Below are 13,677 nucleotides of genomic sequence, written 5' to 3'. Positions count from 1 at the left end.
TTAATGTGTGACAGGCCGCCATTGGGACGGCCTCCAACACAAGGAGCCATCAATGACCGCAGCAGCCAGCAGCCAGGATCTTCTTCCTGCCGACCTCGCCATGGGCACCGTGATGCTCAAGGTGGGCGACATGAAGCTCATGGCCGACTACTACCAGCGCGCGCTGGGACTCGAGGTGGTGGCTGAGCAGGACGGCGGACTCTACCTTGGCCGGCTCGGCAGGCCGCTGGTCCACCTGGCCCCGGCGCCGGGACTGCATATTCCCGGCAGGGGAGAGGCGGGCCTGTTCCACACCGCCCTGCTGTTCGAAGACCAGGCTTCCCTGGCCGCCACCGTCGCCACGGCCGCCCAGTACGAGCCGCGGTCCTTCACCGGCAGCGCCGACCACTTGGTGAGCGAGGCCTTCTATTTCACCGACCCCGAGGGCAACGGCATTGAACTGTACTGGGACCGCCCGCGCAGCAACTGGTCCTGGAACGGGACGGACGTCGTCATGGACAGCCTTGCCCTCCCGCCGCAGCGCTACCTGGAGCAGTACCTCACCGAAGAGTCGCTGGAAGGCCAGCGCCGGACAACCGCAGGCGTTGGCCACGTGCACCTCCAGGTGGGTCACGTCCAGGCCGCCCGGGACTTCTACGTGGGAACCCTCGGCTTCGAAAAGACGGCCGGCTGGCACGGGCAGGCATTGTTTGTTTCCGCCGGCCGCTACCACCACCACATGGCAATGAACGTCTGGAACAGCCGCGGTGCCGGGCCGCGCAAGGACACCCTGGGGCTCGGTGAGGTGCTGATTGAAGTTCCTTCAGGGGACGACGTCGGGGCGCTGGCGGACCGCCTCAAGGTTGCCGGAGTGGCCTCGCACCACACCGGTGCCGAGCTCCGCTTCGAGGACCCGTGGCGCAACCGGATCCGGGTAGCCGTCCGCTGACGGGTGGACTTGGCCCCCGTTTGCACGGCGGGGCAGCACAGAAAGGGTCCGGCGTGCGCGGGCAGGCGGGCAACTACTAGGCTGATCCCGTACGGCCGGGCAGCGCCCGGCGCGCTGTCCCGCCAACGGAAGAAGGGCAACCCCATGGGCTTCACCGAGATCTTTGTCGCCACCCATGACGCCGCGCTGAAACGCGCCGGCATCCTCGACGAGGGCAGCGGCTCCGCGGCTGGCGGCCCTGCCGCCCATGCGGTGCGGATCCAGGGAATCAGCGACTTCGAGGTTGAGCAGCTGGGCGACCTGGCGGGAACGGCCGTCCACGCGGGCGGCGCCGACTACGAGCTGACCATGGTGGACGTTGCCAGCGATTCGCTCCTCGCCGTGCCGCCGGCTATGGTCCGCGCCCTGGCGGATCTGCTCTCATACGAAACCGAAGGCGAAGGCAACGTCCTCGACGACGTTGCCGAACAGTGGGCCGCCCAGGAGGACATGCCCTTCGACGCAGGCCAGGCCCGGACCTATGTGCAGCAACTGGCGCAGCTCGCCGCCGGAATCGACGATTCAGAACGGACCGGACTGTACGTCTGGTCCGCCTGAGCCGGGTCCTGGAACCCTTCGGCGCTCCCCGTATGGCCGGCGCGCCAGCCACGCCCGCGCCAAGTCGAATTAACCGCGCTCATCTGGCACAATGGACAGGTACTCGATCTGCGCGGCCCCTCTCTCCGCGTCCGGATCCTGTCCCTCGAGCCCGCAAGTACGGCCCGCCCCACGGGTGCAGAAAGCCGGGTTCACCCCTTTTCTGAAACAGGAGTGACCACAAAAGTGGCCGTAAAGATTCGCCTTAAGCGCTTCGGTAAGATGCGCGCACCGTACTACCGCATCGTCGTCGCGGACTCACGCACCAAGCGTGATGGCCGTGCCATCGAGGAGATCGGCAAGTACCACCCCACCGAAGAGCCCTCATACATCGAGGTCAACTCAGAGCGTGCCCAGTACTGGCTGTCCGTCGGCGCCCAGCCGTCCGAGCAGGTTGCCGCGATCCTGAAGATCACCGGTGACTGGCAGAAGTTCAAGGGCCTGCCGGGCCAGGAAGGCACCCTCAAGACCAAGGTCGAGAAGGAATCCTTCGTCGCCCCGGAGAAGGGCTCGGTCATCATCCCGGAAGCCATCACCAAGAAGGCCTCCAAGTCTGACGCTGCCGAGGCCCCTGCCGACGCCGAAGCTGAGACCACCGAGGCTGAGTAGATTGCTGGCAGAAGCGCTGGAGCACCTGGTCCGTGGAATCGTCGATTCCCCGGATGACGTCAAGGTCAGTTCGAAGAACAACCGCCGCGGGGATACCCTCGAGGTGCGCGTTCACCAGGATGACCTCGGACGGGTGATCGGCCGCCAGGGCCGCACGGCACGCGCACTGCGCACCGTGGTGGCAGCACTGGCCGGTGGCGAACCGGTACGCGTCGACGTCGTCGACACCGACCGCCGCCGCTGAGCGCTCGGCAACATTCAGTTCTTGCTCCGGCCCCTCCACCATCAGGTGGAGGGGCCGGTTTGCTTTCAACAACACAGTCCTTTCATCAGAAACACCACAACCCGGAACAGAGGAACAGATGCAGCTTCAGGTGGCGCGGATCGGCAAGCCGCACGGCATTCGCGGGGAAGTCACGGTCCAGGTGCTGACGGACGCCCCGGAGGACCGGTTTGTCCCCGGTACCACGTTCGTGGTTGAGCCTGCTGCGTCCGGTCCCCTCACTGTGAGCAGCGCCCGCTGGAACAAGGACATCCTGCTGCTCGGATTCGAGGAAGTGGCTGACCGCAACCAGGCTGAAACCCTTCGCGGCGCCAAGCTGTTCATCGAAACCGAGGAGCTTGACGAGGACGACGATGACGAGGGCTGGTACGAGCACGAACTGGTCGGCCTTGAGGCCAGGATCGGCTCCCGGGTGGTGGGCAAGGTGACGGCGCTGAACACCATGCCCGTCCAGGACCTGCTCATGGTCACCACCCCCGGCGGTGAAGAAATCCTCATCCCGTTCGTGGAACAAATCGTGCCGGAAGTCAACGTCGAGGAGGGCTACATCCTCCTCACCCCGCCGGACGGGCTCTTCGAACTGAACTCCGACGAAGCTGCTGCCCTCGAAACGGAAGGCAGGGACTAGATGCGGATCGACGTCGTCAGCATCTTTCCTGAATACCTTGCCCCGCTGGAACTCTCGCTGATCGGCAAGGCCCGCCAGGATGGAATCCTGGACCTGCACGTCCACGACCTGCGCAGCTTCACCGCTGACAAGCACCGTTCCGTGGACGACACCCCGTACGGCGGTGGCGCTGGAATGGTCATGAAGCCCGAGCCCTGGGCGCAGGCCCTCACCGCCGTGGCGGAAGGGCGCCCGAATCCGCAGCGCAAGCCCGTGCTCATCGTTCCGTCCCCTGCGGGCGAGCGGTTCACCCAGGCCCTAGCCTATGAACTGGCGGAGGAGCAGCATCTGGCGTTTGCGTGCGGGCGGTACGAAGGCATCGATGAACGCGTCATCGAATGGGCGCAGGAACACTTCACCGTCCGCCCCGTCAGCCTGGGCGACTATGTGCTCAATGGCGGGGAAGTGGCCGTCCTTGCCATGGTGGAGGCCATCGGCCGCCTGCTCCCCGGCGTTGTCGGCAATCCCGAGTCCCTAGTGGAGGAATCCCACTCCGACGGGCTCCTGGAATACCCGGTCTACACCAAGCCTTCGGTCTGGCGGGACCGCGAAGTGCCGCCGGTGCTCCTCAGCGGCAACCATGGCAGGATCGCCCAGTGGCGCCGCCACGAACAGTACCGCAGGACGGCTGAGCGCCGCCCGGACCTCCTGCAGGGGTTCGACGCCGGCAGCCTCCCACGTGCCGACCGCAGCGAATTGCACAACCTGGGCTACGACGTCGTGGACGGCCGCCTGGTCCGCCGCCCGGAACCGGACGCCGCACAGGAGGGTTAACCCCGGCGGAATTGGCGTAACCCTGCTGCTGTGGCAAAATTAACCCTTGTGTCTGCTGGGTCCGCACCTGCCACAGGGGGTAGCGCGGCCAACAGCGTGGCAACCGGCCCCATCAAGCCTTGAAGCGGCCGGACTACTTTACTTCGGCGGTGATGCCCGGCCTGCTTTCCAGTGGGCCGACTTGCCTGCCGTTACCCAAAGTGAATGACCTGTGGCGTTCACCAGGAGTGCAATCATGCATATTCTCGACTCCGTCGATGCAGCCTCGCTGCGCAACGATGTTCCCGAGTTCCGCGCGGGCGACACCCTCAAGGTGCACGTGAACATCATCGAAGGCAAGAACACCCGTGTCCAGGTCTTCCAGGGCTTCGTCCTGGGCCGCCAGGGCGATGGCGTTCGCGAAACCTTCACCGTCCGCAAGGTTTCCTTCGGTGTCGGCGTGGAGCGTACCTTCCCGGTGCACTCCCCGATCATCGAAAAGATCGAGGTTGTCACCAAGGGTGACGTCCGCCGCGCCAAGCTGTACTACATGCGTGCACTGCGCGGTAAGGCCGCCAAGATCAAGGAAAAGCGCGACTTCAGCTCCGCCAAGTAAGTCCAGCCCGGACTCACTGCCACGCCGGAGCGCGGCCGTAGCCGGCAAGCGCCGGAGCAACACCAGCGCCAGGATACAGACCATGCACCAGACAAAACGCCAGCCCCGCAAAAAGGGCTGGCGTTTTGTCGTTGCAGCGGCGTTGCTCCTTGCTGTTGCCATCAGCGGACTGGTCCGGTCACTGTGGCTGGATGTCTACTTCATCCCCTCGCAGTCCATGGAGCCGCTCCTGGAAGGCGGGGACCGCATCCTGGTATCGCGCACGGACTTCCAGTCCGAACCCATCCGGCGCGGGGACGTTGTCGTCTTTGACGGCCGCGGCAGCTTCGCCCCGCTGAACAGCGGCAAGGGCCCCTTCGCGGACGCCGCGGCGTCCGCCCTGCAGTGGCTCGGCGTCGCCGGCAGCGACACCACCTACGTCAAAAGGGCCATCGGCGTTCCAGGCGACACAGTGGTCTGCTGCGACGCTGCCGGGAAGGCCACCGTCAACGGCGTTCCCCTTGACGAGCCCTATGTTTTTCCGGGGGACGTGCCCAGCACCCAGAAATTCAGCACCCTGGTTCCGGAAGGCAGGCTATGGCTGATGGGGGACCACCGCTCCGTCTCCGCCGATTCCCGCAGCCTGCTCGGCGCCCCGGGCGGTGGCCTGGTGCCGCTGGACCGGGTGATCGGCCGGCCGGTCCAGATCCTTTGGCCGCTTGATAGATTTGCTCCTGTAGCACGGCCGCCCGCAACGGGGCCAACAACACAGAACGGACGGTAAATGCCCGAGAACCACGCGCGGAAACCTGAACCGCGCCACGACGGCGCTTCAGAAACGCCCGCCGTCCAGGCCTCCTCCACGTCGGCTCCGGGGGAGGATCCGGAGTCAACCGCACCCGTCCACCGGCGGAACCGGGCGGAGTCCAAGGCTGCCGGCAACCCCTTCCTCGGGTGGCTGAAGGAAATCGCCACGGTGGTGGTCATCGCGGTGGTGCTGTCCTTCCTCATCAAGACCTTCCTCTTCCGGGCATTCTTCATCCCCTCCGAATCCATGGTGAACACCCTGGACGTGGACGACCGCATCTTCGTCAACCTCCTGGTCCCGGAACCGTTTGCCCTGAGCCGCGGGGATGTTGTGGTGTTCCGTGACACCAAGGGATGGCTGCCTCCGGCACCGGCCAAGGCACAGGGCCCGTTCACCTGGGTCCAGGACGGCCTCACGTTCGTTGGCCTCCTGCCGGACAACTCGGAGCAGCACCTGGTCAAGCGCGTCATCGGACTGCCGGGCGACCACGTGGTTTGCTGTGACGCCGGCGGTAAACTGACCCTTAACGGAACCTCGCTCGACGAGACCTACATCAATCCCGCCGAGGTGCCGCAGGTCCGCAACTTTGACGTCACCGTCCCGGAAGGCAAGGTGTGGGTGATGGGTGACAACCGGAACCACTCCGCCGATTCGCGCGCCCATATGGAGACCGACGGCGGATTCATCGACCTCAAGGACCTGGAAGGCAAGGCCGCCGTGATCGCGTGGCCGCTGAACAGGATCAAGACCTTGGACAACTACCCGGACGTGTTCAAGAACGTCCCGGCGGCGAAGTGACCATGTCCCCGGCAGTGCATGCTTCTCCGGCAATACAGGCTGCTCCGGCGACGAAGGCGCGCGCAGCCTCGAAGCCGGCGGCACGTGGTGCCAAGGCGCCCACCCTGCGGCATGAGCGGACCTTCAAGGCCCAGGGCGTACGGTTCCTGGCCGGGGTGGACGAGGTGGGCCGCGGGGCCCTCGCCGGCCCTGTCAGCGTGGGAATCGCCGTCGTCGACCTGGAACGCCAGAAGCCGCTGGCAGGCGTGCGGGACAGCAAACTGCTCAGCCCGGCCGAGCGGGAACGCCTGAATCCCCTGGTGCGGCGGTGGAGCGTCGCCTCAGCGGTGGGGCACGCCAGCGCGGACGAGATCGATTCCCTGGGGATCATTGCCGCCCTGCGGCTGGCGGGAACCCGCGCCTGGGGGAGCATCCTGGACGCCGGAACCATCCCGGACGCTGTGCTGCTGGACGGAAGCCACAACTGGCTTTCCCCGGCGGAACAGCTGTCCCTGTTTGACCAGCCCGTGCTGGAGGCGGGCTGCGAGGCGCCGGTCCACACCAAGGTCAAGGCGGACATGCAGTGCCTCAGCGTGGCCGCCGCCAGTGTCATCGCCAAAGTGGAGCGGGACCGCATGATGCGGGAACTGCACAGTGAGTATCCCACTTATGGATGGGACATCAACAAGGGCTACGCCACCGCTGGCCATCGGAACGTGCTGCGCGCTGCCGGCCCCACGCCCTACCACCGGGTCAGCTGGCGGCTGCTCGGCGGGGAGCTGCAGGGCATGGACGTCCCTGACGGGGAAGAGCCGTACGAAGACTGACTCCTGCGCCCGGCGCCAGGCGCGCCGCACATGGTGCAAGATGGAAGCATGAGTGCTGAAGATCTTGAGAACTATGAAACCGACATGGAGCTTCAGCTCTACCGTGAATACCGGGACGTCGTCGGCCTGTTCAGCTACGTTGTCGAGACCGAGCGCCGCTTTTACCTTGCCAACCACGTGGACCTCCAGGCCCGCAGCGCCGACGGCGAGGTCTACTTCGACCTGACCCTCCAGGACGCCTGGGTGTGGGACGTCTACCGTTCGGCCCGGTTCGTCAAAAGCGTCAGGGTCCTGACCTTCAAGGACGTCAACGTCGAGGAACTGCCCCGCAACGAGGAGCTGGCCCTGCCCAAGGATGTGGACCTGGGCAACTAGCGCCACCACTTTCCCTCCACACCAGGCCCTGTCCACATACGGCAGGGCCGTTCTGTCTCCCGCAGACCTCCGCCGCCAGGCTGGTTGCGGAGGTAGAAATGAAATCAAAAGACCTGTTGGGCAGGCACGGCGAGGACCTCGCCGCCGGCTTCCTTGAAGCTTTGGGCATGCTGGTGGTGGAGCGCAACTGGCGGTGCGCCGAGGGCGAGATTGACATCGTTGCCCTTGACGGCGATGCCCTGGTCATCGCCGAGGTAAAGACCCGCCGCTCCCTGGACTATGGCCACCCTTTCGAGGCAGTGGGCCCGGAAAAGCTGGCACGGCTGCACCGTTTGGGCGCTGCTTGGTGCCGGGACCGGGAACTGCGAATGCCGCTGCGCCGGGTGGACGTCATCGCCGTAGTGGACGACGGCGGCGGCGAACCTGTGGTGGAGCACCTCAAGGGGGTGGGGTGATGGCGCTTGGCCGCACCTACTCCATCGCCCTGGTGGGACTGAATGGCTACCTGGTCGAGGTCGAGGCGGACATCGGCCAGACGCTGCCGGCGTTTGTCATTTTGGGCCTGCCGGATGCTTCGCTGAACGAGGCCAAGGAGCGTATCCGTTCCGCCGCCAAGAACTCCGGCATCCCGCTTAGCCGCAGGAAGATCACCGCCAATCTCATACCCGCCTCGCTGCCCAAGCGGGGATCCGGGTTCGACCTCGCCGTGACCATGGCGGTGCTCCGGGCAGCGAACGACATCAAGCCCACCGGACGCACTGTCTTCATCGCTGAGCTGGGACTCGATGGAAGGCTGCGGCCCGTCCGTGGCATTCTGCCTGCAGTCATGGCGTCGGTCCAGGCAGGCTACTCCGAGATCGTGGTGGCACAAGCGAATTTTGCCGAGGCTTCCCTCGTCCCGGGTGCCAGTGTTCGCGGGTACCGCACACTGGCGCGGTTGGCCCTCGACTTCGGCGCTGATCCCCAGGAGCTTGCCCTGGATTTCGAACCGGACGACTCCGACGATGACGCGGATGGTGCTTCGCCGCCGGGGCCGTGTCCGGACATGGCAGATGTCTCCGGCCAAGGCGACGCCCGCAGGGCATTGGAAGTTGCAGCCGCAGGGGCACATCATCTGCTTCTCACTGGGCCGCCGGGTGCGGGCAAGACCATGCTGGCCGAGCGGCTGCCCGGTTTGCTGCCGGATCTTGGCGACCAGGAGTCCATGGAGGTCACCGCCATCCACTCGCTGTGCGGCCTGCCGGCCTCCGCGGTGCAGCTCCTGCGCCGCCCGCCCTTCGAAAACCCACATCATTCAGCCACCGCTGCAGCCATCATCGGCGGCGGCTCGGGTCTGCCCAGGCCGGGCGCTGCGTCCAGGGCCCACCGCGGTGTGCTTTTCCTAGACGAGGCCCCCGAATACGAACGGCGGGTCCTGGATGCCCTGCGCCAGCCGTTGGAGAGCGGAGAACTGGTGATCCACCGGTCTGCGGGCACGGCGGCCTATCCGGCCCGGTTCCAGCTGGTGCTCGCCGCGAATCCCTGCCCCTGCGGCAAGGCCTCGGGGAAGGGCCTGGACTGCACCTGCACGCCTATGATGCGCCGCCGTTACCTCGCCAGGATGTCCGGGCCGCTACTGGACCGGGTGGACATCCAGCTGCAGGTGGAGCGTGTGTCCCTGGCTGAGTTCGGACAGGCCGGTACCGAAGAGGACACCGCATCGATCGCGCGCCGGGTGCTGGACGCCCGTGCCAGACAGGCCGAACGCCTGCACTGCTTCGGCCTCGAGACGAACTCGCAGGTGCCGGGACGGGTCCTGCGTGGTGTCTTGCGGCTCCCGGCAGGTGCCACCCGGATCCTGGACCAGTCCCTGGAACGGGGAGTGCTCACCGCGCGGGGGTATGACCGGGTCCTCCGGCTTGCCTGGACCCTGGCGGACCTGGGGCACCGGGACGCGCCGGACACAAACGACATCGGGCAGGCGTTGGGCCTGCGGCAGGCCGCGGCGGTTGCGGCATGACAGGAGTGGCAGGACGGAGCGGGTTGAAGGAACTGGGTGTGGAAAAGGAACCGGGTGTGAAGAAGGAAACGGGTTTGGACGCGGAACGAGTGGCCCGGGCCGCGCTTTCGCGGCTGATGGAGCCGCAGGATACGGCCGGCCTGGCCCTCGTTCAGATCGCCGGGGCAATTGACGCCCTGCGCATCGCCACCGGCCAGATATCGGCAGGTCCCGACCTGGAGCGCGAGATCACCCTTCTGCTGGCGGACAGTGGTGCCGGCGGAAGCTGGGCGGGGCTGGCCGCCGCGCTGAAGCGCTGGCAGCCACGGCTTCCCGACCTTGCGCCGGAACGCGACCTTGCCACCATGGCACGCCTTGGTGGCCGTCTCATCATTCCAGGCGATGAGCTGTGGCCGGTCCAACTCGCGGACTTGGGAATCCAGGAGCCCATCTGTCTCTGGTGGCGCGGCCAGCAGCAGCCGTTGCCGGCCGTGGACAAATGCATCGCCCTTGTGGGATCAAGGGACAGCACCAGCTATGGAGCAGCCGTCACAGGGGATCTCGCGTACTCGCTGGCGCAGCGCGGCTTTACCGTGGTTTCAGGCGGAGCCTACGGGATTGATGCCCACGCCCACCGGGCAGCGCTTGCCGGTGGCTCCGCCGCCGTCCCCACCATCGCCGTCATGGCCGGGGGAGTGGACCGGTTCTATCCATCGGGCAACGATGATTTGCTGCGTTCTGTGGCAAACCAGGGCGCGGTACTGGCCGAGGTGCCGCCTGGGTCGGCACCGACCCGCTTCCGGTTCCTGCAACGGAACCGCCTGATAGCTGCCCTCTCCGCGGTGACCGTGGTGGTGGAGGCACGCTGGCGCTCAGGAGCACTCAACACGGCCCACCACGCCGAAACCCTGGGCCGCGCCGTCGGTGCCGTTCCCGGCTCGGTCCACAGCGCCAATTCCGCCGGCTGCCACCGCCTGCTTCGGGACGGGGGTGCCGTCTGCGTCACCGATGCAGCCGAGGTGGCCGAGTTGGCTTCACCCAGCGGAACGGCCCTGCCGGAACAGCGTACGGCGGAAGCCGCAGTGCAGGACGGGCTGACCCTGGAGGACCTGATCCTGCTGGACGCGCTGCCGCTGCGTTCCACCACTTCCGTGGAAAAGCTTTCGGCGGTGGCGGGCCTTGGCCAGGATTCGGTCCGGGCAGGACTGGGGAGGCTGGGGCTGCTTGGACTCGCTGTCTCCGAGCGGGGCGGGTGGAAACGCGGCAGGGGATGACCGTGTCTGCCTGGGGAGGAAGCCATGCAACTGGGAAGGTAGAGGAGTGGATAATGATGAACTGCCCGCGGAGCTCAGCGCGGCCCTGGACGGCTTTGCCGGTTACTTGTCAGGGGAACGTGCGGTATCGGCCCATACCCGGCGCGCTTACCTGGGTGATCTGCGCAGCCTCCTGTCCCATGCGGCATCAGAAGGCGTGGCAGGGCTGAACGACCTTGAACTGGGGACATTCCGCCGCTGGCTGGGCAATCAAAGCTCATCGGGGGCCTCCCGGGCGACCCTCGCGCGCCGGGCTGCTACGGCCCGGACGTTCACCGCCTGGGCGCTCCGTGAGGAACTCATCGACGTGGACCCTGCGCTGCGGCTCAAGGCACCCAAACGCGAAGGATCCCTGCCTGGCGTCCTGCAGGCCTCCCAGCTCACGCGGATCCTGGAGCGGCTCGAGATCTCGGCCTTTGAGGGCGAACCCATCGCCGTGCGGAACCGGGCCATGGTCGAACTCCTCTACGCCACGGGTATCCGGGTAGGCGAACTTGTGGGCCTGGACATCGATGACCTGGATCCGGACCGCCGGACGCTGCGGGTGATCGGCAAGGGCAACAAGGAACGTACCGTCCCGTTCGGAGTTCCCGCAGCCGTGGCCCTCGACGACTGGCTCCGGCGGGGACGCCGGGCACTGGCCAAGGACACCAGCGGACCGGCCCTTTTTCTCGGCGCCCGCGGTGCACGGGTGGACCAGCGCCAGGTCCGCGCCCTGGTCAATATGCTCTTTGAAGCACTGGGAGATACCTCCGCGACTGGACCCCACGCGCTCCGGCACTCTGCCGCCACCCATCTGCTCGACGGCGGAGCCGACCTTCGCGCGGTGCAGGAGATTCTGGGCCACAGCAGCCTGGCCACCACCCAGATCTACACTCACGTCTCGGTGGACCGCCTGCGGAAGAGTTATCAGCAGGCCCATCCCAGGGCTTGACCACCGCAGCTAATCGCACTGGCGTAATTCCATGAGGTACGGCACAATAAGAGTCACGTCCGGCAACTTTCAAGTACCGCTTGAAGCCCCTGTGGTTTCGTTCGGCGCGGCAAGTCCGGACACAGCTTTATCTGATACATCTGAATACAGGGAACCACCGCCGCAGTGAAGGCATGGCAGTTCCATCCAGGCAGAGGTCGTTGGGGAAGACGTACCTAGAGCTATGGAGGATGGAATGTCTATTGCAACGACCCGTGGTGTGCTGTTCGTTCACTCGGCCCCTACGGCGCTGTGCCCCCACGTTGAGTGGGCGGTCGGCGCTGTGGTGGACAAGCGGACGGACCTTGAGTGGACCGCTCAGCCAGCCGCGCCCGGAATGTTCCGGGCCGAGCTGTCCTGGACCGGCGCGCCCGGTACAGGTTCGAAACTGGCGTCCTGCCTCCGTGGCTGGGCGCACCTTCGGTATGAGGTTACTGAGGAGCCCAGCCAGGGCGTGGACGGCGGCCGCTGGTCGCACACCCCCGAGCTGGGAATTTTCCATGCTGTCACTGACGTCCATGGCAACATCATGGTGTCCGAGGACCGCATTCGGTACGCCTATGAGTCCGGCGCCGGCGACCCATCCGCCGTCTACCATGAACTGTCCCTCGCCCTGGGCGAAGCCTGGGATGAGGAACTTGAGCCGTTCCGCCATGCTGCCGAAGGCGCCCCGGTCCGCTGGCTCCACCAGGTGGGCTGACCGCCGTCGTCCATTCCCGGGCGGCTAAAACAGCAGCAACACTTCCATAGCACAAAGGAGGCCCCGCCAGCCGGCGGGGCCTCCTTTCGTATCCGGGACAACCCGCACGGACTACACGCTGCGGATGGCCACCACGGCGTTGTGACCGCCGAAGCCGAACGAGTTGCTCAGCGCCACGATGCTGCCTGCGGGCAGTTCGCGGGCGGAGGTGACAACGTCGAGCGGGATTTCAGGGTCCTGGTTTTCAAGGTTGATGGTGACCGGGGCCTTGCGCTCATGGACGGCCAGGACGGTGAGGACAGCCTCCACGGCACCGGAGGCGCCCAGGAGGTGGCCCATCTGCGACTTGGTGGCGGAGACGGCCACGTTCTCCACGTGGGCGCCCAGGGCGGCACGCAGCGCCGTGTACTCGGGCTTGTCGCCAACGGGGGTGGAGGTGGCGTGCGCGTTCACGTGAACCACGTCTTCAGCGTGGATCCGGCCATCGAACATGGCAGCCTTCAGCGCGCGGGTGGCGCCCAGCCCTTCGGGGTCCGGGGCCGTGATGTGGTAGGCGTCCGCCGTAACCGAGGTACCGGCGAGCTCGGCATAGATGCGGGCTCCACGGGCAAGCGCGTGTTCCTCTGCTTCGAGGACCAGGGCGCCGGCGCCTTCACCCATGACGAAGCCGTCACGGGCAGTGTCGTACGGACGGGAGGCGCGCTCGGGCTCGTCGTTCCGGCGGGACAGGGCCTGCATGGATGCGAACGCTGCCAGCGGCATGGGGTGGATGGCGGCTTCCGCGCCACCGCACATCACCACGTCTGCCTTGCCGGAGCGGATGAGTTCCAGGCCGAGGTGCATGGCCTCGGTGCCCGAGGCGCAGGCAGATACGGGTGTGTGGGCGCCGGCTCGGGCGCCAAGATCCAGGCTGACGGCCGCGGCAACGCCGTTGGGCATCAGCATGGGGACGGTCATGGGCAGGACGCGGCGCGGGCCTTTTTCCTTGAGCGTGTCCCAGGCGTCCAACAAGGTCCAGACGCCGCCGATGCCGGTGGCAAAGGCCACGGCAAGCCGGTCCTGGTCGAATTCCGTGATGCCGGAATCAGCCCAGGCTTCGCGGGCGGCGATGACGCCGAACTGCGTGGAGGGGTCCATCCGCTTGGCTTCAACGCGGCTCAACACGTCGAGGGCCGGCGTGCTGCACCGGGCGGCGAAGTGGACAGGGAGCTCGTACTTGGCTACCCAGTCGTCCTCGAGGGTGCGGGCACCGGAGACCCCTTTGAGGGCGTTGTTCCACATGGTGGGAACATCGCCGCCGATGGGCGTGGTGGCACCCAGACCGGTAATGACTACTTTGCGTGTCATGGGATCACTCTTTCGTCGGTGGGGAATCCGGCTGCGTCCGCCGCAGGGTCCCGCACATGTTGATGATCGGCCAGTCCCGGTCGGGGTACTGCGCCGGATAAATGCGGC

17 protein-coding genes are annotated in these 13,677 nt (G+C 66.4%); 16 read left to right on the top strand and 1 reads right to left on the bottom strand.

All coding sequences use genetic code 11. The features are described from left to right. Positions 1–52: 52 nt before the first annotated feature. The 16 genes from LFT44_RS12000 (at position 53) to LFT44_RS11925 (ending at position 12,222) form a co-directional block, all read left to right on the top strand. Positions 53–928: a VOC family protein gene (locus LFT44_RS12000; protein WP_236798657.1), complete on the top strand. Its 876-nt coding sequence runs from the start codon at positions 53–55 to the stop codon at positions 926–928. Positions 929–1,072: 144 nt separating this feature from the next. Continuing rightward, the gene (locus LFT44_RS11995) at positions 1,073–1,525 is read left to right on the top strand and encodes a hypothetical protein (RefSeq protein ID WP_236798656.1); all 453 of its coding nucleotides are present in this window, start codon (positions 1,073–1,075) and stop codon (positions 1,523–1,525) included. Positions 1,526–1,750: 225 nt separating this feature from the next. Beyond that, positions 1,751–2,173 carry a 30S ribosomal protein S16 gene (rpsP, locus tag LFT44_RS11990; protein ID WP_236798655.1) on the top strand — a complete coding sequence of 141 codons (423 nt, stop codon included), beginning with the start codon at positions 1,751–1,753 and terminating at the stop codon, positions 2,171–2,173. A 1-nt stretch (position 2,174) separates the two neighbouring features. After that, positions 2,175–2,417, top strand: coding sequence for an RNA-binding protein (locus LFT44_RS11985; protein WP_018759999.1), 243 nt, complete (start codon positions 2,175–2,177; stop codon positions 2,415–2,417). A gap of 118 nt (positions 2,418–2,535) precedes the next feature. Further along, positions 2,536–3,084 (top strand): ribosome maturation factor RimM, encoded by a 549-nt coding sequence (gene rimM, locus LFT44_RS11980; protein WP_236798654.1) that lies wholly within the window; start codon positions 2,536–2,538, stop codon positions 3,082–3,084. Further along, positions 3,085–3,897 carry a tRNA (guanosine(37)-N1)-methyltransferase TrmD gene (gene trmD / locus LFT44_RS11975; protein ID WP_236798653.1) on the top strand — a complete coding sequence of 271 codons (813 nt, stop codon included), beginning with the start codon at positions 3,085–3,087 and terminating at the stop codon, positions 3,895–3,897. A 235-nt stretch (positions 3,898–4,132) separates the two neighbouring features. Further along, on the top strand, positions 4,133–4,492 hold the full coding sequence (gene rplS / locus LFT44_RS11970) for a 50S ribosomal protein L19 (RefSeq protein ID WP_018768283.1): 360 nt from the start codon (positions 4,133–4,135) through the stop codon (positions 4,490–4,492). Between the two features lie 82 nt (positions 4,493–4,574). Then, a complete protein-coding gene (gene lepB / locus LFT44_RS11965; RefSeq protein WP_236798652.1) occupies positions 4,575–5,255 on the top strand; it encodes a signal peptidase I in 681 nt (226 codons plus the stop codon). Then, on the top strand, positions 5,256–6,077 hold the full coding sequence (gene lepB, locus LFT44_RS11960) for a signal peptidase I (RefSeq protein ID WP_236798651.1): 822 nt from the start codon (positions 5,256–5,258) through the stop codon (positions 6,075–6,077). Between the two features lie 2 nt (positions 6,078–6,079). Beyond that, on the top strand, positions 6,080–6,883 hold the full coding sequence (locus LFT44_RS11955) for a ribonuclease HII (protein ID WP_236802879.1): 804 nt from the start codon (positions 6,080–6,082) through the stop codon (positions 6,881–6,883). Between the two features lie 48 nt (positions 6,884–6,931). Continuing rightward, positions 6,932–7,258, top strand: a complete 327-nt coding sequence (locus tag LFT44_RS11950; RefSeq protein ID WP_056335405.1) for a DUF2469 domain-containing protein — start codon at positions 6,932–6,934, stop codon at positions 7,256–7,258. Positions 7,259–7,356: 98 nt separating this feature from the next. Next, positions 7,357–7,713: a YraN family protein gene (locus LFT44_RS11945; RefSeq protein ID WP_236798650.1), complete on the top strand. Its 357-nt coding sequence runs from the start codon at positions 7,357–7,359 to the stop codon at positions 7,711–7,713. Beyond that, the gene (locus LFT44_RS11940; protein ID WP_236798649.1) at positions 7,713–9,257 is read left to right on the top strand and encodes a YifB family Mg chelatase-like AAA ATPase; all 1,545 of its coding nucleotides are present in this window, start codon (positions 7,713–7,715) and stop codon (positions 9,255–9,257) included. The genes LFT44_RS11945 and LFT44_RS11940 overlap by 1 nt, the downstream gene beginning before the upstream one ends. Positions 9,258–9,373: 116 nt before the next feature. Next, complete coding sequence (gene dprA / locus LFT44_RS11935; RefSeq protein ID WP_236802878.1) at positions 9,374–10,510, top strand: DNA-processing protein DprA; 1,137 nt, start codon at positions 9,374–9,376, stop codon at positions 10,508–10,510. Between the two features lie 46 nt (positions 10,511–10,556). Further along, positions 10,557–11,483: a tyrosine recombinase XerC gene (locus LFT44_RS11930; protein WP_236798648.1), complete on the top strand. Its 927-nt coding sequence runs from the start codon at positions 10,557–10,559 to the stop codon at positions 11,481–11,483. Between the two features lie 235 nt (positions 11,484–11,718). Then, a complete protein-coding gene (locus LFT44_RS11925; RefSeq protein ID WP_236798647.1) occupies positions 11,719–12,222 on the top strand; it encodes a DUF3145 domain-containing protein in 504 nt (167 codons plus the stop codon). Positions 12,223–12,333: 111 nt separating this feature from the next. On the opposite strand, the gene fabF is transcribed toward LFT44_RS11925, so the two are convergent. Then, positions 12,334–13,569 carry a beta-ketoacyl-ACP synthase II gene (gene fabF, locus LFT44_RS11920; RefSeq protein WP_236798646.1) on the bottom strand — a complete coding sequence of 412 codons (1,236 nt, stop codon included), beginning with the start codon at positions 13,567–13,569 and terminating at the stop codon, positions 12,334–12,336. Positions 13,570–13,677 lie beyond the last annotated feature (108 nt).

The sequence above is a fragment of the Arthrobacter sp. FW306-05-C genome (assembly GCF_021801725.1).
In the GTDB taxonomy this organism is placed as follows: domain Bacteria; phylum Actinomycetota; class Actinomycetes; order Actinomycetales; family Micrococcaceae; genus Arthrobacter.
The sequence above is the reverse complement of the archived record's forward strand: the minus strand, read 5'-3'. Positions and strand labels throughout refer to the sequence as shown.

Bases quoted from the DNA above. Each gene is read 5' to 3' on its own strand.
- LFT44_RS12000 (WP_236798657.1), top strand. From the start codon at position 53: ATGACCGCAGCAGCCAGCAGCCAGGATCTTCTTCCTGCCGACCTCGCC.
- LFT44_RS11995 (WP_236798656.1), top strand. From the start codon at position 1,073: ATGGGCTTCACCGAGATCTTTGTCGCCACCCATGACGCCGCGCTGAAA.
- rimM (WP_236798654.1), top strand. From the start codon at position 2,536: ATGCAGCTTCAGGTGGCGCGGATCGGCAAGCCGCACGGCATTCGCGGG.
- trmD (WP_236798653.1), top strand. From the start codon at position 3,085: ATGCGGATCGACGTCGTCAGCATCTTTCCTGAATACCTTGCCCCGCTG.
- rplS (WP_018768283.1), top strand. From the start codon at position 4,133: ATGCATATTCTCGACTCCGTCGATGCAGCCTCGCTGCGCAACGATGTT.
- lepB (WP_236798652.1), top strand. From the start codon at position 4,575: ATGCACCAGACAAAACGCCAGCCCCGCAAAAAGGGCTGGCGTTTTGTC.
- lepB (WP_236798651.1), top strand. From the start codon at position 5,256: ATGCCCGAGAACCACGCGCGGAAACCTGAACCGCGCCACGACGGCGCT.
- LFT44_RS11955 (WP_236802879.1), top strand. From the start codon at position 6,080: ATGTCCCCGGCAGTGCATGCTTCTCCGGCAATACAGGCTGCTCCGGCG.
- LFT44_RS11950 (WP_056335405.1), top strand. From the start codon at position 6,932: ATGAGTGCTGAAGATCTTGAGAACTATGAAACCGACATGGAGCTTCAG.
- LFT44_RS11945 (WP_236798650.1), top strand. From the start codon at position 7,357: ATGAAATCAAAAGACCTGTTGGGCAGGCACGGCGAGGACCTCGCCGCC.
- LFT44_RS11940 (WP_236798649.1), top strand. From the start codon at position 7,713: ATGGCGCTTGGCCGCACCTACTCCATCGCCCTGGTGGGACTGAATGGC.
- dprA (WP_236802878.1), top strand. From the start codon at position 9,374: ATGGAGCCGCAGGATACGGCCGGCCTGGCCCTCGTTCAGATCGCCGGG.
- LFT44_RS11925 (WP_236798647.1), top strand. From the start codon at position 11,719: ATGTCTATTGCAACGACCCGTGGTGTGCTGTTCGTTCACTCGGCCCCT.
- fabF (WP_236798646.1), bottom strand. From the start codon at position 13,569: ATGACACGCAAAGTAGTCATTACCGGTCTGGGTGCCACCACGCCCATC.